The 21,185-nt window shown below is 62.5% G+C and carries 19 protein-coding genes; 13 read left to right on the plus strand and 6 right to left on the minus strand.

The annotated features are described in order from the left end of the window. Positions 1 to 458 precede the first annotated feature (458 nt). Positions 459 to 1,292, plus strand: a complete 834-nt coding sequence (locus W911_RS11675) for a hypothetical protein (RefSeq protein WP_041316502.1) — start codon at positions 459 to 461, stop codon at positions 1,290 to 1,292. 410 nt (positions 1,293 to 1,702) lie between these two features. Here the strand turns inward: W911_RS11675 and W911_RS11680 are convergent, their stop codons facing one another. Further along, positions 1,703 to 3,658 (minus strand): heavy metal translocating P-type ATPase, encoded by a 1,956-nt coding sequence (locus W911_RS11680; protein WP_081717853.1) that lies wholly within the window; start codon positions 3,656 to 3,658, stop codon positions 1,703 to 1,705. A 672-nt stretch (positions 3,659 to 4,330) separates the two neighbouring features. On the opposite strand from W911_RS11680, the gene W911_RS11685 reads away from it, so the two are divergent. Continuing rightward, positions 4,331 to 4,747, plus strand: coding sequence for a hypothetical protein (locus W911_RS11685; RefSeq protein WP_023787750.1), 417 nt, complete (start codon positions 4,331 to 4,333; stop codon positions 4,745 to 4,747). A 4-nt stretch (positions 4,748 to 4,751) separates the two neighbouring features. Here the strand turns inward: W911_RS11685 and W911_RS11690 are convergent, their stop codons facing one another. After that, positions 4,752 to 5,180, minus strand: a complete 429-nt coding sequence (locus W911_RS11690) for a hypothetical protein (protein ID WP_023787751.1) — start codon at positions 5,178 to 5,180, stop codon at positions 4,752 to 4,754. A gap of 447 nt (positions 5,181 to 5,627) precedes the next feature. Between W911_RS11690 and mobC the strand changes: the two genes are divergently transcribed. The 5 genes from mobC (at position 5,628) to W911_RS11715 (ending at position 8,411) form a co-directional block, all read left to right on the plus strand. Continuing rightward, complete coding sequence (mobC, locus tag W911_RS11695) at positions 5,628 to 5,981, plus strand: plasmid mobilization relaxosome protein MobC (protein WP_023787752.1); 354 nt, start codon at positions 5,628 to 5,630, stop codon at positions 5,979 to 5,981. Positions 5,982 to 5,984: 3 nt separating this feature from the next. Beyond that, a complete protein-coding gene (locus W911_RS17425) occupies positions 5,985 to 7,067 on the plus strand; it encodes a relaxase/mobilization nuclease domain-containing protein (protein WP_023787753.1) in 1,083 nt (360 codons plus the stop codon). A gap of 37 nt (positions 7,068 to 7,104) precedes the next feature. Then, positions 7,105 to 7,371, plus strand: coding sequence for a hypothetical protein (locus W911_RS11705; protein ID WP_144083586.1), 267 nt, complete (start codon positions 7,105 to 7,107; stop codon positions 7,369 to 7,371). Beyond that, a complete protein-coding gene (locus tag W911_RS11710; protein WP_023787755.1) occupies positions 7,368 to 7,679 on the plus strand; it encodes a hypothetical protein in 312 nt (103 codons plus the stop codon). The genes W911_RS11705 and W911_RS11710 overlap by 4 nt, the downstream gene beginning before the upstream one ends. Before the next feature lie 117 nt (positions 7,680 to 7,796). After that, positions 7,797 to 8,411, plus strand: a complete 615-nt coding sequence (locus W911_RS11715) for a hypothetical protein (protein WP_023787756.1) — start codon at positions 7,797 to 7,799, stop codon at positions 8,409 to 8,411. 753 nt (positions 8,412 to 9,164) lie between these two features. On the opposite strand, the gene pdxR is transcribed toward W911_RS11715, so the two are convergent. Further along, on the minus strand, positions 9,165 to 10,682 hold the full coding sequence (pdxR, locus tag W911_RS11720; protein WP_023787757.1) for a MocR-like pyridoxine biosynthesis transcription factor PdxR: 1,518 nt from the start codon (positions 10,680 to 10,682) through the stop codon (positions 9,165 to 9,167). A 467-nt stretch (positions 10,683 to 11,149) separates the two neighbouring features. Between pdxR and W911_RS11725 the strand changes: the two genes are divergently transcribed. Both W911_RS11725 and W911_RS11730 read left to right on the plus strand, forming a co-directional pair. Further along, positions 11,150 to 11,809 (plus strand): response regulator transcription factor, encoded by a 660-nt coding sequence (locus W911_RS11725; RefSeq protein ID WP_023787759.1) that lies wholly within the window; start codon positions 11,150 to 11,152, stop codon positions 11,807 to 11,809. 251 nt (positions 11,810 to 12,060) lie between these two features. After that, positions 12,061 to 13,137, plus strand: a complete 1,077-nt coding sequence (locus W911_RS11730; protein ID WP_023787760.1) for an NAD(P)-dependent alcohol dehydrogenase — start codon at positions 12,061 to 12,063, stop codon at positions 13,135 to 13,137. Between the two features lie 33 nt (positions 13,138 to 13,170). Here W911_RS11730 and W911_RS11735 read toward each other — a convergent pair whose 3' ends face one another. After that, on the minus strand, positions 13,171 to 13,767 hold the full coding sequence (locus W911_RS11735) for a MarR family winged helix-turn-helix transcriptional regulator (protein ID WP_023787761.1): 597 nt from the start codon (positions 13,765 to 13,767) through the stop codon (positions 13,171 to 13,173). Between the two features lie 216 nt (positions 13,768 to 13,983). Between W911_RS11735 and W911_RS11740 the strand changes: the two genes are divergently transcribed. The 3 genes from W911_RS11740 (at position 13,984) to W911_RS11750 (ending at position 16,990) form a co-directional block, all read left to right on the plus strand. Next, entirely contained in the window at positions 13,984 to 15,732 is a 1,749-nt protein-coding gene (locus W911_RS11740) for a putative bifunctional diguanylate cyclase/phosphodiesterase (protein WP_023787762.1), read from the plus strand. A gap of 245 nt (positions 15,733 to 15,977) precedes the next feature. Continuing rightward, on the plus strand, positions 15,978 to 16,397 hold the full coding sequence (locus W911_RS11745) for a CBS domain-containing protein (RefSeq protein WP_041318557.1): 420 nt from the start codon (positions 15,978 to 15,980) through the stop codon (positions 16,395 to 16,397). 146 nt (positions 16,398 to 16,543) lie between these two features. Then, positions 16,544 to 16,990, plus strand: coding sequence for a DUF2267 domain-containing protein (locus W911_RS11750; RefSeq protein WP_023787764.1), 447 nt, complete (start codon positions 16,544 to 16,546; stop codon positions 16,988 to 16,990). Positions 16,991 to 17,010: 20 nt separating this feature from the next. Here W911_RS11750 and W911_RS11755 read toward each other — a convergent pair whose 3' ends face one another. Both W911_RS11755 and W911_RS17430 read right to left on the minus strand, forming a co-directional pair. After that, a complete protein-coding gene (locus W911_RS11755; protein ID WP_023787765.1) occupies positions 17,011 to 17,775 on the minus strand; it encodes a class I SAM-dependent methyltransferase in 765 nt (254 codons plus the stop codon). A 70-nt stretch (positions 17,776 to 17,845) separates the two neighbouring features. After that, entirely contained in the window at positions 17,846 to 20,065 is a 2,220-nt protein-coding gene (locus tag W911_RS17430; RefSeq protein ID WP_158412862.1) for a bifunctional diguanylate cyclase/phosphodiesterase, read from the minus strand. Between the two features lie 331 nt (positions 20,066 to 20,396). Between W911_RS17430 and W911_RS11765 the strand changes: the two genes are divergently transcribed. Continuing rightward, complete coding sequence (locus W911_RS11765; RefSeq protein ID WP_041316505.1) at positions 20,397 to 21,146, plus strand: GNAT family N-acetyltransferase; 750 nt, start codon at positions 20,397 to 20,399, stop codon at positions 21,144 to 21,146. The last annotated feature ends 39 nt before the right edge of the window (positions 21,147 to 21,185 follow it).

Below are 21,185 nucleotides of genomic sequence, written 5' to 3' on the forward strand. Positions count from 1 at the left end.
GGACAAGTCATCCGCCGATCTTCAATCACTTAGCATGGTGCCTACGCAGAATCGGTCGCGCCCCTACGCAGAATTGGTCGCGCTTCGAGGCCCGCCCTACGCAGAATTGGTCGCGGGGTTACGCAGAATTGGTCGCGCCCTCTATATAGAACAGAACATCTCAGAACACTTTTTACAGAACACTTCTCAGAATTTTCAGAACACGGCCCTTTTGAAATTTTTTCCGCACACATCACGCACATGCGCGGCGCATCTATATTTCTGCCTTCGGTTCATGCAGCCGCCTCGAAGTGCTTCGGAATATCCTTTAACCTGTCAGCATGCGTTGGCCGTCGGTCCTCATTTCTTCAGTCCATTCAACTATGGTTGTGGTCGCCGCATTCGTGAGTTTTTCTTCAAGCTCATATGCTGCTTGTCCAGCTGCTCCTGTGGGCAGCACGCAAGACACCGTCATCCAGATGAAGGCTTCCGGCGGCAGGGCCGCCATGGGGCCAGCCGCCAACGTGGTGTCCAACACCGAAGGCGCCATGGTGTACGACAGCGCCACCAAGCAAATGAAAGTGTGCGACGGAACCCAATGGCTCGACATCGGCAACGGTGATGCTTCCACCATGGTGCCCAACTGGCCGGATGCCTTGAATTGCAGTTCGGCGGCGGGAAGTACGAGTATCGTCACATTGATTGCGACATCTGCCGGAAGCCCAGGGGTCTATGGTTACAATGCCGGGGCGAACGATGTCGGCTACCAAGTGCAATTCAATAACGACGGCAGTTGGCACTCCATCATCAATACAGCGGGTTGGGGCAATGTCGCCGGATGCACGGGCAAGACCATCGCCCAGCTTTATGCGGAAGGCAGGGCCTTCAACTTCGTGGGCGGCGGCGGGGTGCCCAGCGGTGCGGTGATGGCCTTCGATGCCACCGCCTGTCCCTCCGGCTGGACGGAATACACCCCCGCGCGCGGACGGTTTTTGCGTGGGATAGACAACGGCGCGGGCAACGACCCCGCAGGCACCCGCGCGCCGGGCCATACGCAGGCGGATGAACTGACAAACCACAACCATACGGCAACGGCCGCCAATGCGGGTGCGCACGCACATACGCTTGTTCACGGAAACTTCGGAACGCTGGGAAGTGGAACGGGCGGAGCCATGATGTCGAGCAACCAGGGCGGCATGGGAGGAGGAACCAACACGACGGGAGACCATACGCACACTATCACCGTTGCCAACACAGGCGGTGCCGAAACCCGCCCCAAAAACGTCGCCGTGCTGTTCTGCCGGAAAAGCTAAACTCGAAGGAAGCGCGCGTGCTGTCGGTCGCCCGCGCCCCTTCACTTGATACAAGTAGTACGCCGTAACGTCGCAAAATGCCGGGGCGTGTGACGACGACGGGCGCCGACGACGAGGCGGCCCTTAGGCCGACGAGGAGGAGGCGACCGGAGGAGGAGCGCGCACCAAAGCCGTGCGACCAACCACAGTCCCTTGTGAGAAGTGTTAGGCACGTGGCGGCGGATTTTTGCGCGCTCCATGTCGCTGGCACAAAATCCGCCAGCCAACGGGCCGCGTGCGGAATGGCTATGCCGTCTTGCGCCCTTTCCGTTTCCGATAACCGTACAGCGCCCAGCGAACACGCCTGACGCTTTGCTGGACGTAGGCCATGCCTTTCCAGATCACCGCTGCGCCGAAGTCGTGGGCCCCGCTCATGATTCGGACTGGAGTTCGCGGCTCACCTGCGCTTCAATCTTACGAGCCTCTGCGGAGGCCTTCGATGACCGTCCATCTCCACGGATTGGATCGAAAAGCAGGCGCAGGCCATTGAGCACGACCAAGACCGTGCCGCCCTCATGACCGACGACAGCCAACGGCAACGGCAGCTCGAACAACAGCGCGCCGGACACCAGCACCAGCATCGCCCCGATCGCGAACGTCAGATTCTGGCGAATGATACGCGCCGTCCGCCGCGCAAGCTTGTGCGCGGCAGCCAAACGCGCCATGTCTTCCGACAACAATGCGACATCGGCGGCCTGAACAGCCACGTCGCTGCCCGCCGCGCCCATCGCTATACCGACGTCCGCCCTCGCCAGAGCAGCCGCGTCGTTGACCCCATCGCCGACAAAGGCAACCTTGCCCGCCCTCGTCATGGCATCAACAAGCCGGACCTTGTCGTGCGGCAGGAGATCGGCCTCGATATCCTCTGCGGACAGTCCAAGCTCCTTGCCCACACGCAGGGCGACAGGCCGTCGGTCGCCGGTCATCATCGTGATCCGGGTAGTCCCCGCTTCTCGAAGGGCATCAAGGGCTTCGCGCGAGGTGCCTCGAACGGCGTCGGCGACCGTGACGGCCCCAAGAACGCTAGTGTCGCGCCCCATCCAGATCACGGTTTCCGCGCCGGCGGTAATAGCGTTGAAGGCGGCACCCGATATATCGCCGCCCATGCGCGCCACCATGCGCGGATTGCCGGCCCAGACCATACCCGCCGCATCCCGTCCGGTAATGCCTTCGCTCGGATGTGCGGTCACGTCCGCCATGTCGGCAGGCGTGAGCGCGCGCCGCTCAGCTTCACGGCGAACCGCCGCGGCAATGCCATGTTCGGAATGTGCCTCCAATCCAGCCAGGAGCCTCAGGAACTCGTCCTCCGGCATTACCGGCGAGACGATGGCAGTTACCTCGGGCCGGCCGGTCGTCAACGTTCCGGTTTTGTCGAACGCGAATTGAGTGACCGCGGCAAAACTCTCAAGTGCCGCGCCACCTTTGAAAAGCACACCGCCTCTTGCCGACGCCGAGAGTGCGGAGAGAATCGCTGCGGGAACGCTGATGACGATCGCGCAGGGACTGGCTGCAACCAAGACCACCGCCGCGCGATAGATCGCTTCGTTCCATTCCCGCCCCAGGCCGAGGAGCACAGCCAGGATCAATGTTGAACCGACCAGCACGGCCACTGTGTAACGCTGGCCGAACCACGCGCTGAACCGCTCCGATGGTGCGCGTGCGGCTTGCGCCTCCGTGACAAGCCGGATCATGCGCGCGATCGTACTGTCACCGGAAGTGGCGGTGACGCGCATCTCCAAGACCGCACTGTGGTTGACCGTGGCCTCGAAAACTTTCGCCCCGGCGGCTTTGCGCACCGGCATCGATTCACCGGTGACGTTCGATTCATCGAGGTGGCCGTCGCCGCTGAGGATAACGCCGTCAACTGGGATCTTGGCGCCCGGCCGCACAACCAGCACGTCGCCGACCCTGAGCCCCGAGATCCTCACCTCCTCGATACCGCCCAACGCAGTCCTACGAAGCGCGGTTTCGGGTCTGAGCGCCACGAGTGCTGCGACTTCGCGCCGGGCGCGGCCCATGGCCAGCGTTTCCAATGTGGTCGAGACGCTAAACAGGAACAGCAGGATCGCGCCTTCCGCCGGTGCGCCCACTGCTGCCGCCGCCAGTGCCGCAATGACCATTAGAAGATCGATATCAAGAGTGCGCTCGCGCCAAAGTTCAACAACAGCGCGCCACGTTGCCGGAAGTCCACCTGCGAGATAGACGAGACCAAAGCCGGTCGAGGCTAGGCTCTCGACACCCACGTGGACTCCAGCAAAGCCCACCATGACCCCAACCAGTGCCAAAGCACTGAGGCCGACGCTGATCCACTCGATCCGGTCGCTCATTCCCATAAGTTTTTTTGGTTGCGTTGCTCTTGAAGGACACTCGCATGAAGCAGGTCTGCTGTGCCACGGCATTCAATGCCTCAGGGACATCCCAACCGATGTCCGCCGGAAGCGAGCCCCACGGGCGGAGGCATCACTTTAGAGGTGAGATGAAATTATAAATGGCTTGCAATGTCATAGCGGTACCCAGTTTCGTCCTGTACGGCGCGCCATAAAATCAATGACTTAGCGTTTATCCGTCATCCCCATAAAATCCCGTAGCTACCACCTAACAACCCCCGAAACGCACACAGAAACTTAACAACTTATTAACAAGAAAGTTGTTGTCGTGCGACCCTGCGAGCGCTTCGTCAGCGCGCTTCCTATCGGCCTGTTGCAAACTAGACACGCGCGACCTGTCGCCCACGCCTCCGCTCGGGCTCTCACCAAAGAAACACCCCCGCTGGCTGCATCTCCGCCGATCCCTCGCGGGGGCCGCGCTGAGGCGCCCCGGAGGGTATGGCCCCCGCGACGGTTCGGCTCCGAAGAAACAGCCCGGCAAGGCGCGGGCTTCGGCAAGCGTGCAGCCTTGCCACAGGCCACCGCCGGAACCGATATCCAGCCACTACACGCCGCTTACCGAATGACCATCTGGCATTGCCGCCCGCGCCACGGCCGTTCCAGACTCACAGCATGATTGTCACGCACACGCGCAATGCTCAGGGCCACCGCCGCATCTATCTCGGCGGCAAGGCCAGCATAGAGTGCTGGATTGAACCGGCGGCCGATGGCATCGCGTGGTCGTTCCATATGGATACCGCGCCGACGACATATCCCCAGCCCGACGACACGATGCGCGCATGGGCCAAGCATGTGCTGCTGGAGCTTGCCGCCGAAGTTGGTGCGGAACCTGACGACTTGAAGGCGGTGCCGTTCGAGCGCATCGCCGCGCTTCACACAGCCAACCCTGCCGACTTCGGCCGCGCGCCTGCCCCGCGACGCCAAGCCTACGCACATGCGTTCATGACGACGCCGCCAAACATCACACGGCCAAGCGCGGATTTCACAGGGAAGGATTTCACAAGCCAGCGGCGCCAGACCGCCCGTTAGAACCTCATGTCGCGCCGGACTGATACCAGCGCATCAAGGCCCGCGCGTCCGAAAGCGCATTGTGCGGCACCTCGGACGGCAGTTCCTCCGTGGCCTTAATCAGGCGCAAATTTAAGTTGATGCGGTAGGCGCGTCCCGGAGACGGGCACAGCAGCCCCAAGCAATGGATCAGGTCTTCCGGCCAATCCGCGATGATTGTTTGCCCCGCGTGCCCGTGCAGGAACTCCACCAGCCGCCGTCTCAATACCGTGTCCGGCTCCGGCTTCTTTCCGAGGACGGGCAGAACATTCGCCTCAACCCACGGCGCCAGCTGGTCGGGCAACTCCCGCACGCCGTAGAACTCGCTTTCCCGCCCACCGTTGTCGGACACCAGCGCAATCGAAATCAACGCGCCACCAAAGCCGTTGAACTCGGTGTCGAGGAAAAGCGTCATGTCGGCGCGCTGGCTCTTTCGCTCTCGAAATCAAAGGCGCCCACCTGAAAAACAAGCGGGCGCTGTTTCATTGGTACGGTCATCGCCGTCCCCGGCTGTACCGCATCCGGATCTTACCATCGACGGGCACCGCGCGCACGCCGCCTGCCCACAGCTTCCGCTGTATACAATGCGGGCCTTCATTGGTTTCAAATATCCCACGGGGGGTTCGGGGGGCGTGAAGCCCCCCGGTGGCAGATTTCAGGATGAGCGGTTTCGGCAACGTCGCGGCAAAGCATTGCACACGCCACAGGCAGCCGACTTGTATGCAGCAGGTCAGTTCGGGAAGGGTAGGAGGGACGGGGCGAGGTATGCCTTTGACCACAAAATGGGATCAAAGGCGCGCCGATGCCGCGCGTGACTGCGGGGCCACGGCCCCACTCCCCGTCCCGAAGAGAAAGCCAACGGATGCCACGGCGCGGATACCGCAAGGGATTGGATGACGCGAAGGAACCGCTGCCTTGCTATGTGCGCATCCGATTGGCTGAGGCATCTTTCGTGACGTTGTCTGCCGAGGCCTCCACGCGCGGCATCACCGTGTCAGCGCTCGCGCGCTTGATCCTGACCGCCCATCTCAAGGCACAACGGGCCGAGCTGCCCCGGCGACGCGGCACCGATGCGGCCCTGCTCCGGCAGTTCATCCGCATCGGCAACAACCTCAACCAGCTCACGCGCCAAGCGAACGCCGGATTGGTCGCCGTCAGCGCCGACGAGTTGCACACTTGCCTCGACCGTATCAACACACTCGCCCGCGCGCTGTGAGCGATGCTGGCCAAGATCGCGCCGCCCGCCAACGATTTTCATGCGTTGGCCCGTTACCTCGTGCGCGGAAAGTCCGGCAACCCTCATCCCAAGCGTGTCGCTTGGGTGTTCACACAGAACCTGCCAACCGACGATCCAGAGTTGGCCGCAAAATACATGGAGGCAACCGCGCAGCTGTCGGCGCGCACGCGCAAGGCCGCCTATCACCTGATGATTGCGTGGCACGCTAACGAACGGCCGACGCCGGAGGCCATGCAGGACGTGGCCCGGCAGACCTTACAGCTTACGGGCCTCGCCGAGCATCAGGCGCTTGTCATGGGCCATGGCGACAAGCCCCACCCTCACCTGCATATCCTGCTCAACCGCGTGCATCCCGACACCGGCCGGGCATGGAAAACATCACAGGACTTCGCCCGCCTCGACCGCATCATGCGGGAGCTAGCCGACGCGCACGGCTTCGCGTTCGTTCCGGCGCACACGTTCAACCCGGACGTGACCGACACCCTTCCGCAGCTGCCGGACTCACCGGCTACCTATGCCGGGAAACGCGGTGCGCCGACACTCCGGCCGCAATGGTCAAAGGCCCAGGCCCGCGTGATGGGCGAACGCCTGTCCGAAGACCTCACCATGGACGCCACGCCGGAGGATATGCAGGACATCCTCGCCCAGCACGGCGTGGCGCTGGAAACGAAGGGCAAGGGCCACGTCGTCGGCAACGCCCACGGCTATGCCAAGCTCTCCAGCCTCGGCCTCACGGCATCCGCCAAACATCTCGCGCGCGCTGTCGACGCGTTGCCTTCACAGCTTCAATACTTCACGCCTTCAGAGCGTCACCGCAGCACCGTGTTCGACGTGGACGCCGTGGACATCGCGCGTGCGTTTCACAGCATCGGCCTGCTTACAAAGGAAGACGTGCGCGCAGCGATTGATGACGCCCGCGTCCAGCGGCAACAGCGGCGCCCCCAGTGGCAGTCATCTGTGCTCGGCCTATCCACGGCACTGACAAATGTGGCGCCGCGTCCAGCACGCCCGCAGCGGCGTTTTTCATCCCCAGGCAAGCCGAATAAGCCTGCAAAGGCTCGATAACCAGGCGCCTCTTTTCGGGGCGGCTGGATATGGTATCATGCCAGCCATGTCACGGACGGACGCCATCAACGCCATTGCCAAGAACCTCCCCCGTTTGCGGGAGGATGAGCTGGCGACGCTTGTCGCTGTGACCACCGCGTGGGCGCAGCCGGAGCGCACGGTTTCGCTGACGCCTGCCGAACGCGACGCCGTAGAGCGATCCCGGAAGGATTTTGCAGCGGGTCGCACGCTGACGCTCGATGAAGCGGAAGCTCGCACTGACGAATACCTCGCCGCCCGCCGCGCGGCGCGCAACGGCGAATGAGATCCATCCGGGTTTCCCGCACGTTCAACGATCAACTGAACGCACTTCTCGCCTATGGGGAGGAACGCTTCGGTCGTGCGGTGGCCGAGGAAAAGAAGACGCTAGTTTACGCCATCATTCGCGATCACCTGGCCTGGTTTCCGGCTTCCCACATCCGCGATCCCGAACTTGGGCTGCACTTTTATCCTGTGACGCACACACCCTTCACGCTGGTCTACGATTTCGACGAGGCGGAACTCCGAATCCACTTCGTCCTCCATCAGCGCGCTGATCGCGGCAGCCTCGATCCCGGCGATGTTGCTTGGTAGGCCGCCGCTGATACACGGCTGGCATGGCAGCATATTCCTGCGCGCTTCGTAAGCAGCCCGTATGGACTTTGTATCCAACGGCCCGCAGCTTTTCGGGAGAACAAAAGGAACCCGATCATGGCTGCAACAGAACCCCAACCGCACGGCAACTTCATCGCCTTCCTCGTTCGCGAGAAAGAACCGGGCGACAAGCGACCCATGTTTGAAGGGCGCCTGAGCCTGCCTGATGAACCCAAGGTGGAGTACGCATTCCCGTTGTTCGGCCACGAGTACACCGACCCCAAGACCGGAGAGGTGATGACTATGTTCAACGGCAGTACCGACCCGGTGTCGTTGAACGCCGCGCCGATGGATCAGATAGCAGCCCTGCTTAAAGGCGCCGATACCACCACCGCCCTTGCTTCCGTTGGCAGCTTGCAGCTGCGCCCTCGCCAACTGGTACTGTTCCCGAACCGCTTCAAGGACGAGGCACCGGAGAAAGACCGCCCTCACTATTGGGGCGCCTACAATCATACGAGAAATGACGCCGTGCTTCGCATCGGCGCATGGTTGCGCAAGGACCGCTACGGCCGCGCCATGTTCGGCGGCGCCACCAGCTATCCGCTGCCGGGCAAGAGCGAGGTTGAGCAGCAGGATGCCACGCTGACCATTGCGGAACTGGAAGCGCAGGGCGTGGTTTCGCGCGGCATGCCGGAGAAGGCCAAGAAGCGCAGCGGTGGTCGCGGGGAGTGATGACGTGAGGTTTGGCTGCACCCGCGCTCGCTGTTAGCGCATGCCTCCGGCATGACGCGCGGGGCGGGCTGTCGCGCGCCGAGCCGCTGTCAGCGTCTCGGCCCTTCGGGCTTCCATCCCTTGCAGGTCAAAAGCGTATACTGATAATTTCTACTCACGCCGTGCCGAGCCGCGCTCACGTGAGCGCAAACTGCACACGAACGGCTTCGAAATTTTTCGAAGTTATCCACAGGTTTTGCACAGTGCAGTGCACAAAAATTACTCACGAAATCAGGCAACTAACTGAATACAATCAGCTATCGTTCCAATCCATCATGGGCGCCACGCAGAACCTATGGGAGCGAGCTGTCACGTGTTTTTTCCAAAGTTCGCGCGGACGCCGCGATGGGGGCCACCTGGCGGCTTTTTGTGCTGGGGCGCGAGGTGCGCCCGCCGTCATCTCTCTGGGTACTGGAGACGGGTGTGCTCTCGCAAGGGTCATGATGTCCCCTGCTGCTGAGCGCGGGGCGTCTTTGCAGAGAAGCGGCACATCAAAGCGGACGCGGGGCTCGCTATACCCATCGACAGCCGTCGTTCGGCGTCTCGATACTGCGCCCTACCGACGTGGGCGCATAGCTGAATTGGGCGCACAGTTCGTTACGGACATCCCGCGCAGGACGGCCTAGCCTATCTTGATGAGGGGCCCGGATGGCCGGGCCGACGCATTGTACCCGTCGCACTGATCGCGTGCTTGGATAGGCGGGCAATACGCGATCAGCATTCGACAACGAGGCGTTTTGGGCGGTGCTTGCGATCCGTGACGGGGGCCAAGGCTTCGGCGAGGCGCGCAATTCCGGCTGCGATCTCGCGTTCGGTCAACGACGAGAACCCGAGGACGAGATAGCGGTCGTTCTCGGGGGACGTATCAAACCCGACAGCCGCGCCGGAGGTCAACGTGTAGACGCCGACACCCGCCTCGATGGCGCGCTGCTCAATCTCACGTGCCGGCGGAAAGCTGCTCGGAAGGCGCCATGCCAGGTGCATTCCCGCTTCGTCGCCGATGATCTCGCCGCCGGGGAAATGCTTTTCGAGCGCAGCCAGCAGAGCGTTGCGCCGGGAGAGGTAAAGCTTGCGAATGCGCCGCACGTGACGCTCATAGCCGCCGCTCGTCATGAAGTCGGCGAGCGTCGCCTGCTCCAGCCACGGCTGGCCGTTGTTCATCAACGTTTTCATGTCGCGTGCGCGCTCGACGAGTTCCGGCGGGAAGACGACGTAACCGAGGCGGAGACCAGCGCCGAGGGACTTCGAGAACGTGCCGAGATAGATCACGCGGCCGGTGCGATCCAACCCCTTGAGGGCTGCGATGGGCGCGCCGTGAAAGCGGAAGTCGCTGTCGTAGTCGTCTTCCAGGATGTAGGAATCCGTCTCTGCGGCCCAGGCCAGGAGTTCAAGCCGGCGTTCGAGAGAGAGCGTCACGCCCAACGGATATTGATGCGAGGGCGTGACGTAGGCAACGGCGTTTCTGACATCGGGCAGGAGGCTGCAATCGAGACCGCGGTCGTCGACGGGAACGGAGACAACGTTGGCGCCGAAACTTTCGAAGAGGAACGCGGCACCCTGATAGCAGGGCTGCTCGACCACGGCGGTGGCGCCGGGGCCCAACATCAACCGGCTCACCAGACTGAGGCCATCCTGACAGCCGCCGACGATGACGATCTCGTCGGCGTTGGTGGCGATGTTGCGTGTCGGACGTAGCCGATCGGCTATGGCACGCCTCAAATCGAAAAGACCCGATTGCGCCCGGTACTCCGTCAGATCGGAGCCCGCGGTGCGCAGCCGTTTCACGATCAATTGCGCCCAGGTCTTGCGCGGGAACGAGTCCGGGTCTGGCCGCCCAACCCAGAAATCGGCAACGAGCCGGCCTCTGTGGGGGTTCACGACCGCCTGACAGCGAAACGTCGGGTTGACCGGACTGCCGATGGCCCGGCGGGGTTTGCGCGCCGATGGCGGGCTGTTCTGGCTCGCCGCGTAGAGCGCGCTTTCCGGGATCTGGAACGAAACGAACGTGCCGACGGACGACCGCGTCTCGATGTAGCCCTCGGCGGTCAGGCGCTCGTAAGCGAGAGCTGCCGTGTTGCGTGCGATGCCGATCTGTTCGCTCAACGTGCGCGTCGCAGGAAGACGCTCGCCGGGGCGGAGACGCCCCTCAAGGATCATGGCGCGCACTTGCTCGAAGATTTGGGTCTGAAGGCTGACCGGACTCGTCGGCTGAAGCCTCAATGGCAAAGGCATTGGGAATTTCTCCCGGGAGAACACCGACTTAGCGTCGCGGTCTGGCTCCATAGTATATGCCAGAATGGCTCTATCGATAGGGCCGCAACGTAGCATTTCGATGGGGCCACGCGGCCGTGCGCCACGGCATCGCCCGCAAGATCTCTCGCAAATTCGATGCGCTGCGCGCGTTCGTCCGTTTCCATTTCGACATCGCACCGCAATCCACGTCGCGATCCAACTTGCCCGGGCGGCTCCACGCTTTTGCGGGCACCCGGAGCTAGGTGGAGCCGCCACCCGCCTCCTACTGTTCGTTCAGTGAGGCATCCGGCGCGGGAGCCGATGGCATGCGGCGTGGAGAGATTTCACTCCGCTCCTGGAAACCTCATGCAGGCGCGCAGCGTGCACCGGCCCGCTCGCTCAGCTTGGAGGGTGACGTGCCGGGCGGCCAACGACAGATCTTCAGCGAAGAGGATTGAATCAGTCCCGTGACCACAGCCCTGATCGTCGACGATCACCCGATCGTCATGGAAGCCTGCAAGCAACTCCTGAGCACTGCGGGCGTGAAGGAAATCGGCGAAGCGTCGAGCCCGGTTGACGCGTATCGCGCCTATCGGACGCTGAAGCCCGACATTATCATTTCCGATCTCACCATTCGCACAGGCATCCTCGACGGCATCTCGTTCATCCGGCGACTTCGCCTCCACGACAAGACGACGCCGATCCTCGTCTTCTCGATGCATACCGACCCCGTGATCATCTCACGTACGCTAGAGGTCGGCGCGACGGGGTATTTGTGGAAGACGACATGCGCCGAGGAATTCGTCAAAGCGTTTCACAAAGTGCGCCAGGGCGTCCGCTATCTGAGCCACGAGGTGGCCTCCGAACTCGCGTTCATGGAACTCAGGGGCACCGCAAACCCGCTCAGCACATTGACACTACGCGAATTGCAGACGCTTGCTCTTATCGCGGACGGACGTTCCTACGGCCTGATCGCAGAAGAGTTGCACGTGTCCTACAAGACGGTCGCAAACACGGCGTCGCAAATCAAAGTCAAGCTCGGCGCCGGCAGCTTGCCGGAACTCATGCGTATTGGCATCGCGCACCTTCCCTCCGAAACCGGGCGACGTAACATCCGCGTTGCGTGACAATGTGACGACACGGCCTTCGACGAGAGACCGCACGAGCTGAGAGCGCGGCGCATTAAGCTCGCGGTAAGCACGTTCGGCATGACAGCCCGTTGCCGTGCGCATGACGCTCGCCCGATCCGCGCACGAAGCGCAGTCTGCTTTGATCCGAAACACGTCGGCGTCGATCCGCGTTCGCTAAAACAGCGACGTCTGCGGCGGCATCCAGGGTTCGATGGCGCCGAGCCGAACGCTCAAAGGAGGCGAGTGCCATGGCCAAGACGATGAAGGCTGCGATCTTTGTCGAAAACGGACGCATCGTTCTCGACGAAAAGCCGATCCCAGACATCGCACCGACGGATGCGTTGGTGCGGATCACAACGACAACGATCTGCGGGACGGACGTCCACATCCTCAAGGGCGAATACCCGGTCGCCAATGGGCTCACGATCGGGCACGAGCCGGTCGGCATCATCGAAAAGCTCGGCTCGGGCGTCACAGGCTTCGAGGAAGGCCAACGTGTCGTCGTCGGCGCGATCACGCCGTCGGGCTGGAGCAACGCCTGCCTTTGCGGCTGCGGCGCACAGGACGGCGCGGGCACGAAGCATGGCTGGAAGCCCTATGGGGGCTGGAAGTTCGGCAACACCATCGACGGCAGTCAGGCGGAATACCTGCGCGTGCCGGACGCGATGGCCAACCTCGCGGCGATCCCCGACCAGATCACGGACGAGCAGGTCCTCATGTGTCCCGACATCATGTCGACCGGCTTCTCAGGCGCGGAACGCGGTGGCGTCCAGATCGGCGATATCGTGGCCGTGTTCGCACAGGGTCCGATCGGACTTTGTGCGACGGCCGGCGCCAAGCTGATGGGCGCGACGAAGATTATCGCCGTCGAATCCGTGCCCGCACGGATCGAGATGGCCAAACGGCTCGGCGCCGATGTCGTCGTCGATTTCAAGGCCGAAGACCCTGTGGAAGCGATCATGCGCATTACGGACGGTCGCGGCGTCGACGTCGCGATCGAGGCACTCGGCGTGCAATCGACATTCGAGGCCGGCCTCAGGATCCTGCGGCCCGGCGGCACGCTATCGAGCCTCGGCGTCTATTCTTCCGATCTCAAGATCCCGCTCGATGCGTTCGCGTCGGGCCTCGGCGACACGACGATCCGCACCACGCTGTGTCCTGGCGGCAAGGAGCGGATGCGGCGCATGCTGGAGGTTGTAGCATCCGGCCGGGTCGATCTTTCGGGCCTTGTCACGCACCGCTTCAAACTCGATCAGATCGAGGACGCATACGACCTTTTCGCAAACCAGCGCGACGGCGTGCTCAAGGTCGCCATTACGCCGTGAGCCTATAAGGAAGCCGCCGCGTCGCGGCTCGTTCTACTCGGACGGGCTCGGCGCGGCCATTCTCGCCTGGAACGACGTGCAAATGAGTTCAAGCTCCTTCTCGCTCACCGGCATGCCGATGCATTTGCAGAAGAAGTTCGTTTGCAGCCCGTTGTCCTGCACCTTGAGACGGCGGATGAGAAGGAAGATGCAGTCTCCGCAACTTCCGACCGCCTGACGGCGCGCCTTCATGCCGAGCTGGCCCACGAGGTGACGCAATATGTCCCGCAGGATTTCCTGTCTCTTCTTGTCGAGCGTATCAATGTCGTTGAAAACGGAGGTCAGCGGGTCGCGGGCGATGCGCGCACGCGCCTTCGCGGTCAGCGTGAGGATCGAGCTTCGTCCGTCGTACGGCGACTTCTCCCGCATGAGGTAATCGAGTTTTTCGAGCGCCTTGATGGTTTGGGACGCGGTGCCGCGCGTCGTCGCCTGGTAGGCCGCGAGCCCGGACAGCGTCCGGCTGAAAACGTTGGCACGGGAAAAGAAGCGAAGCGCAAACCATTGCGCCGACGTGAGACCATCGTCGTCCCGCTCCGCGAGCATGCCGCGCCCGAGCTGCAAAAGCAGCTCTCCGATTTCAAGTGCCAACATACAGAACCCACCCCAACTCATTGATATATCGAAAAGCTGACGTTGGGCGTCAAGTCTTGGCCAACGGATGATTTCGCTTCGCAAGCGGTTGCTTCCGACGTAGACGGATAAACAATCCGAAGGTGTGCAAACTCTCGAAAAAATGGCCGGCCGTTAACCGGGGCGTGAGATGCGGCAGTCAAAATGCCGCATACGGAAGAGGGGGGACGTCTGGTGATGCTTCAGTTCTCGTTAAGTACGCCGCGGGCGAGCGCTCATGCAGAGGAAGCGAGCGACCGCGCCCCCACAGAGACCGTCGTCAATCTGGCAAACGCCGTTTTCAACTGTAGCCAGGAGGCGATCGTCGTCACCGATACCGAGGGGATGGTGATCGCGGTCAATCCCGCATTCACGACGATCTCTGGGTATTCGGCGCTGGAAGTCGTGGGCCGCAGCATGCGCTCGCTTCAATCCGGCCGGCACCGGCGTGCCTTTTATCGCGAATTGTGGGCGCACGTTGCGGAACACGGCTACTGGCAAGGCGAAATCTGGAACAAGCGCAAGAACGGCAAGATTTATCCGGCGCTCCTTACACTCTCAAGCGTCCGCGACGCGAACGGACGGGTTACCCATTTCATCGGGAGCACGGCGGATCTGAGCCGGATCAAGAAATCCGAACTCGAACTCGATCACGCCGCCCATCACGACGATCTGACGGGACTTCCCAACCGCCGGTTGCTGATCACGCATCTCGACCGTGCGCTCCATCGCGCGGTACGACAGGGTGCGATGGGTGCGGTTCTCTTCATCGACCTCGACCGTTTCAAGCTGGTCAACGACAGCCTCGGCCATGGCGCAGGCGACGAACTCCTGAGGCTCGCCACGCGGCGCCTCCGGGAGAGCCTCCGGAGCAACGACCTTTTGGCCCGCTTCGGCGGCGACGAATTCATCGTGCTTCTCGAACAGACCTCGCCTGAAGGGGCGGGGATCGTTGCGCAGCACGTGATCGACCGCCTCACCGAACCGTTCCTGCTGCCCGCGGGCGAGGAAATTTACATCGGCGCCAGCATCGGGATCAGCTTCTTTCCCAATGACAGCTCGCGTGCCGACGAGCTTCTGCAGCACGCAGACGCCGCGCTCTATCAGGCCAAATCGGCTGGAAGATCGACCTACCGCGTCTATTCCTCCGACCTGACGGCTGTGGCCAACACCCGGCTAACGATGGAGGCGCAATTGCGCCGCGCGCTCGAACGCGACGAATTCGTGCTGCACTATCAGCCCCTCGTGTCGCTGACGACGGGGCGGGTATTCGGGCTAGAGGCTTTGATCCGATGGCAAGATCCGGAACGCGGCCTCATTTCGCCGGCAGACTTCCTGCCGGTTGCCGAGGAAACGGGGCTCATCGTGCCCATCGGGAACCGGATGCTGAAGGTTGCTGCGGCGCAAATGAAGATGTGGCGTCACTCCGGGCTCGCACTCGACCTCATGGCCGTCAACATCTCGCCCCGCCAGTTTCGTCACCTGGATTTCGCCGGCAATCTCGCAGCTACGCTTCGCGAGACCAGGCTTTCGCCGGAGCTTCTCGAACTTGAGATCACGGAAGAGACGCTCATGGACAGTCTCGCCGCCACGCGGACAACGCTCGCGGCGCTCAAGTCGCTCGGTGTCGGGCTTGCGGTTGACGATTTCGGAACCGGCTATTCCTCGCTTGCCTATCTCAAGACATTGCCCTGCGATACGCTCAAGATCGACCGCAGTTTCGTCACCGATCTCGGTCAGGATCCGGCGTCAGAGGCCATCGTGACGGCCATCATCCGGCTTGCGGAATGTCTGGGCCTGTCCGTGCTGGCGGAGGGCATCGAGACGCAGCAGCAAAGAGATATTCTTGCCGCCAGCGGCTGCCACATGGGCCAGGGTTTTCTGTTCGCGCGTGCCGTGCCTGCGCACGAAGTGCCCTCGCTCCCTGGGCTCGGCCGGGTGCCCTGAGCAGTCTTCGGCCGGTTCGTCCCTCCTCTCCGCCTCCGCCGCATCTCGTCAATCTCGGAACCAAAGTAGGGCTCGTCGCTTCCTTTGAGGTCGGCCTCGTGTCGCGCCTGCGCGATCGGCAGCCACTCGCGGAACCCGAGCGCGATCTCGTGCGGTCGTCTCCCGCGCCTTCGATAAGACCGATCATTCCCGCTCGCGAAGACACGGCATCCGGCGCGTTCATCGTCTCAACGGAGGAGAGTGCCGTGAAAGTCAAAGACGCCATGCATAAGGGTGCCGAATGGGTGAGCCCAGATACGCCTCTGACCCAAGTCGCCCGCAAGATGAAAGAGCTCGACGTGGGGTCGATCCCCGTGGGGGAAAACGATCGCCTCGTCGGAATGGTGACCGACCGGGATATCGCTTGCCGGGCGGTGGCAGACGGTCGCGATTGCGATACGATAACGGCGAGCGAGGTGATGACGGACGGCATCGTCTTCTGCCGTGACATGGAAGATCTGGACGACGCCCTGCGCATTATGGAACAAAAACAGATCCGCCGGCTGCCGGTCATCAACGAGCAGAAACGGCTTGTGGGGATGCTCAGCCTGGGAGACGTCTCGCAGGCCGCGCCTCATGTGCTTACGGGTGAAGTCACCGCGGCGGTGAGCGCGCCCAACGCCTGATCCGGCACGCAATCGCGCGTCCCATGTCCACGGCGTTTGCAGGATACGACTTTTCCGAACCGGACGGCGGCGGCTTCGCTTCCCTATTTTGCGCGGGCCGCCGCCGGGCAGCGTCCTGCACAGCGCCACTTTTGGGAGGACGATCCATGACGATACCCGCGCCGATCGCACATACCGTGCAGCAAACCCAGGAATGGCTGAAAGAGCTGAGGGACAATGCCGACTTCGAAACGGAGACGATTGCGCTCAGCGTCCTGCGCGTCGTTCTCCATCAGCTTCGGGACCGGCTCACTCCGGAGGAAGCCGTGCAGCTCGGCGCGCAACTGCCGACCATGCTCCGTGGGGTCTACTACGAGGGGTGGCGTCCCGCGCGGACGCCGGAACGCATCCGGAGCAAAGACCAGTTTCTGGAGGCGATCGAGACCAAGCTCTTGCCGCGCGCACTGCCGGTGGAACGGATCGTAAAAGACGTTTTCGCGCTGCTCGCGCACCACTGCGACCCGGGCGAGATCTCGCAAGTGATCGACCAGCTTCCCTCCGGCCTTAAAGGGCTCTGGCCGGTGTATGCCGTGACCTATCGGGCGCGCGCTTGATCAGAGACTAGGCCTCGCCCTCAACGAGCCAAGCCGGTGAGAAAGACGACGCCGGAATAGCCGCTGCGGATTTCGCGCTCGACGATGCCGATCGCGCGAGTCTCTATTCCTTCGGCATGCGCTGCGAAAACCTGCTCTATCCCGTCGGCTGAAAGGTTAAGCGCCGGATAGAGATAATCCGACACCAAGTAGCCTTCAGAGCGCGCCAGGAATGCGGCGGCGAGCGTCCCGCCGGGCCGCACCGACCGGGCGAAGGCTGCACACGCGGCCTCAAACTCGTCTTGCCGCTTGGTGATCGACTCGGCGCAGAAGAACATGGTCGCGGCATCCCACGCGCGCGGAGGGAGATCGAAGATCGATCCCTGCGTCACGGAGCACTTCTCCCGGAGGGCGGGAAGCGGATTGTCCGGCAGCGGGGCCGCTTCGCCGTAGGCCTCGCGCACGATGTCCCAGAAGTGCCGCCATTGCGGACGCAGACCCTCGCCGTCGAATTCGCGCTTGAGCCAGGCCACGTTGCTGCCGGAAAACTCCCACGCGGTGAGCCGGCGCGCCCGCGGGAGCGCGCAGAAGAAGGGAATGAGGTTGGGGCCTGTGCCGATATCGACGACGTCGAGGTCGTCGCCAAGCGGCCGGGCGCGTTTCAGGGCCGCGACGGCCAATTGAACGATGAGATCGTCATCGGGGTGCGGCTCGCCGTAATAGTGCTGGAAGTAAGCTTCGGAATCGAACTCTTTCCAGGCGTAGTCCGCGTTTCCACGCCCGCTTGCTGCGTCCCGATCCTGCATCGCCGTCCTGCCTCGCGCCGCGCGATCTCCATCGCTTGCGCTCCGAGAAGAGCCAAACCGAAACGGAAAATCAAGCAGAGGCTTTCGTCGGTCCGGGCGTGTGCTCGATCAGCGCAGGCTTCGAGGGTGCGGGCCCCTGCCAGGGCTTGAACTTCTTCACCAGCGCCGAGAGCTGGTCGACCTCGACCGGGCGCGAGAAGTAAAAGCCCTGAAGCTCGGTGCACCCGAACAGGCTCATCAACTGGGCCTGATAGTCCGTCTCCACGCCTTCCGCGACGATCTCCATGCCGAGGCCGCGCCCGAGAGAGGCCACAGACTGCACGATGGCGCGCGACGTCTCCGAACTCGACGCGTTGGCCACGAAGCTGCGGTCGATCTTGATCTTGTGGAACTTGAAGTTGCACAGGTAGAGGAGGCTTGAGTACCCCGTGCCGAAATCGTCGAGGGCGGTCTGGAAGCCCATAGCCTGCAGCGCGTCCAGGGTCGATATGGTGGAGGCGTTGGCTTCGAGCAGCACGCCTTCCGTGATCTCCAGCACGAAACGCTGCGGCACGAGACCATGGGCCTCGACGAGGCCCTTCATGATCTTCGGAAGATCGGTCTGGCGGAACTGAAGCGGCGACAGGTTGACGGCGATGTCGAGATTGGGCCAGCGCTTCGCATCGCGGGCGGCGCGATCCAGCATCCAGGTGCCGAGCGTGGCCATGAAGCCCGAGTCCTCGGCAATGGGAATGAAAGTCGACGGCGGCAGCTCTCCCCGCTCAGGATGACACCACCGCAGGAGCGCCTCGGCGCCGACGATCTCGCCCGTGCGGCAGGACACGATCGGCTGGTACTGCAAGCGCAGTTCGTCCCGCTCAATGGCCGCGCGCAGATCGACCTCGATCGCGCGACGCGTTTCCACGTCGCGCGCCATATCGGCGGTGAAGAAGATGGCTCGATCCCGGCCCTGCCGCTTGGCGTCGTAGAGCGCGATGTCAGCGTGGCGCATCAACTCATCCGTCGTCGTGCCGTGGTCGGGCGCTATGGCGATGCCGATCGAGGCTTTGACGCGCAGAGACTGGCCGTCGATGGAGAACGGCTCGGTGAAAGCCGCCGAGATCCGTTCCGCGAGATGTTTGCCGCCCTGCTCGCCCTCGGCAAGGCAGAGAATGGTGAACTCGTCGCCGCCGAAGCGGGCGATGAAGTCGCCCGCCCTCAGCCTTGAGCGTAAACGTTCCGCCACCGCGCGGACGAGTTTGTCGCCGGTCTCGTGACCGAGCGTGTCGTTGATGTCCTTGAACTTGTCGATATCGACGTAAGCCGCCACGACCCGGCGACCGTTGAGACTGAGATTGGCCTTCGCGAGCCACTGGCCGACCTTTTCGAGCATGTGCATCCGGTTCGGCAGTCCGGAGAGAGCGTCATGCCTTGAGGCATGGCGCGATTTGGCCTCGCGTTGGGCCAGTTCCTCGGAAGCGCGCCGCAGACGCTTGAACATCTGATTGGAGAGAATGCCCGCGCCGAACACGCCGCACGCGACGAGCGGCAGGATCACCGACAACAGAATGTGGCCAGGACGGCGCGTCGTCCATGACAGATAGCCGGCATGCTTGCCGTCGTCGCCCACGAACGGCTCGGATAGCACGCTGCTCTTCGCCGCCGCATGGGGCGACAACTCCAGATCCGACAGCAAAATGGAGCGCGCTATCTTGGAGATGAATTCTTCCTTGATGTACACGACCCCGACAAGAAGCTTCGGTGTGCCCTTGAGCAAGGCCATCTCGATGTTGGGAACGATCGAAATGGCGCCCACCACCGCGGGTCGATCCCCCACGGTTACGATGTGGCCCGCCCATCGGGCGATGTCGGCAGCCGGCGAAAGAGTCCGGTAGTCGCTCTGCGTCCTGCCGAATTCATCCGGACGCTCCTTCAGCCCCGAGTCTTCCGGGCGACCGCGCACCTCGGCAACGACGGGCGACAACTCGGCACGCCGCAGATCATAAGCGCCAGGCTCTGCCCGCGCGCCGTTTTTGTAGGCGTAGATCGGGCGATCGTTTCCGTCGAGCACGTACACTTCGTCGTGGCCGTAGGTCTCCGTGAGAAACAGACCAAATTCCGTGTCGGCAAAGTGAAGATCAACCGTGTCGCCGCCGATCCTCGTTACGGCTTCGTCCCACCAGGCCACGCTCTTCAACCCGTCGAGGACACTCCCGACGCTCTTGTTGATCGCGTTTTCGAGCAGCGCACGCTCCGTCTCGGTTGCGGCGCGGTTCGCTGACCAACCTGCGAATGCAACGATTGCGAGCAAAAGTATTCCGAAGAAAGTGATTGCGCTTCGGATGCCCACCATCAGCCGGCGGAGATCATCCTCGTAAGGTCGCGTTGTATCCACCGAAAACATTTGAGGAATACACCCTTTACGGATCACCGGAAAATCCTAGTGCTTAAGCATTTACAGACCCCTCAAAGGCGTACCCGCATTCTTCTTCTTTTAAACTACGTTTAATATTGGATTCGCCCCTGTGCCAAAACTGCACAACGTCTATTAATGATTGATTTTTACCCATTAACGCTTTATTAAGCACTCATATGAGGCGTCCCGGCCTCGATGCTTTGCTGCAGAGGACGCGGCGTGGTTCATGAGTACTCCTCCCCTCGTCATTCGTACCCGTGCCGACAGGCCAGACCTGAGAAAGGCCGCGCTCTCAATCGAGCAAGCGGCCTGGGGAGAGTTAGGATACCTGAACTATACTCGGGCCCATTACGAGCTTTACGCCGACTTGCTTGAGCAATACGCCGACTACCAGCTCTGCCTCGTCAATGAAGAGACGGGGTATCCCGTCGCGGTCGCCAATTGCGTCCCCGTTCCTTGCTCCGGGCCCGACGACCTGCCGCCGGAAGGGTGGGATTGGCTGCTCGAAACCGCTGCGAAGCCGAAGGGTCCCCACAATATGCTGGGGGCGCTTGCGATCTCTGTCCCCGCCATCCATCGGTCGAAGGGCTATGCGCGAAAAATGATCCGCGCGCTCCTCGATCTTGCCGAGGCGAAAGGCCTGCATGGGCTGGTGGCCCCGGTTCGTCCGTCGGCGAAAGCGCATCATCCGTGGGTGTCCATCGACGACTACATCTCGTGGACCGATCACGAAGGGCGCATTTACGATCCGTGGCTCCGAAGTCACCTGTCGTCGGGCGGCAAGCTGGTCGGTCCCTGCGAGCGGTCGATGGTGGTTCATGAGCCGCTTCCCTTTTGGGAGACGTGGGCCAAGCAGACGTTCGACGAGACGGGGGCTTATGTCCTGGACGGCGTCTTGACGCCTGTGGAAATCGACGTTGCCTGCCAGTACGGCCGCTACGAAGAACCGAACGTCTGGGTCGCGTACGCCGCTTAGGCCTCCTGCCCGTCTGCTTCTCGAACCGCGCGCGCGTCC

It is taken from the genome of Hyphomicrobium nitrativorans NL23 (assembly GCF_000503895.1).
In the GTDB taxonomy this organism is placed as follows: Bacteria; Pseudomonadota; Alphaproteobacteria; order Rhizobiales; family Hyphomicrobiaceae; genus Hyphomicrobium_C; species Hyphomicrobium_C nitrativorans.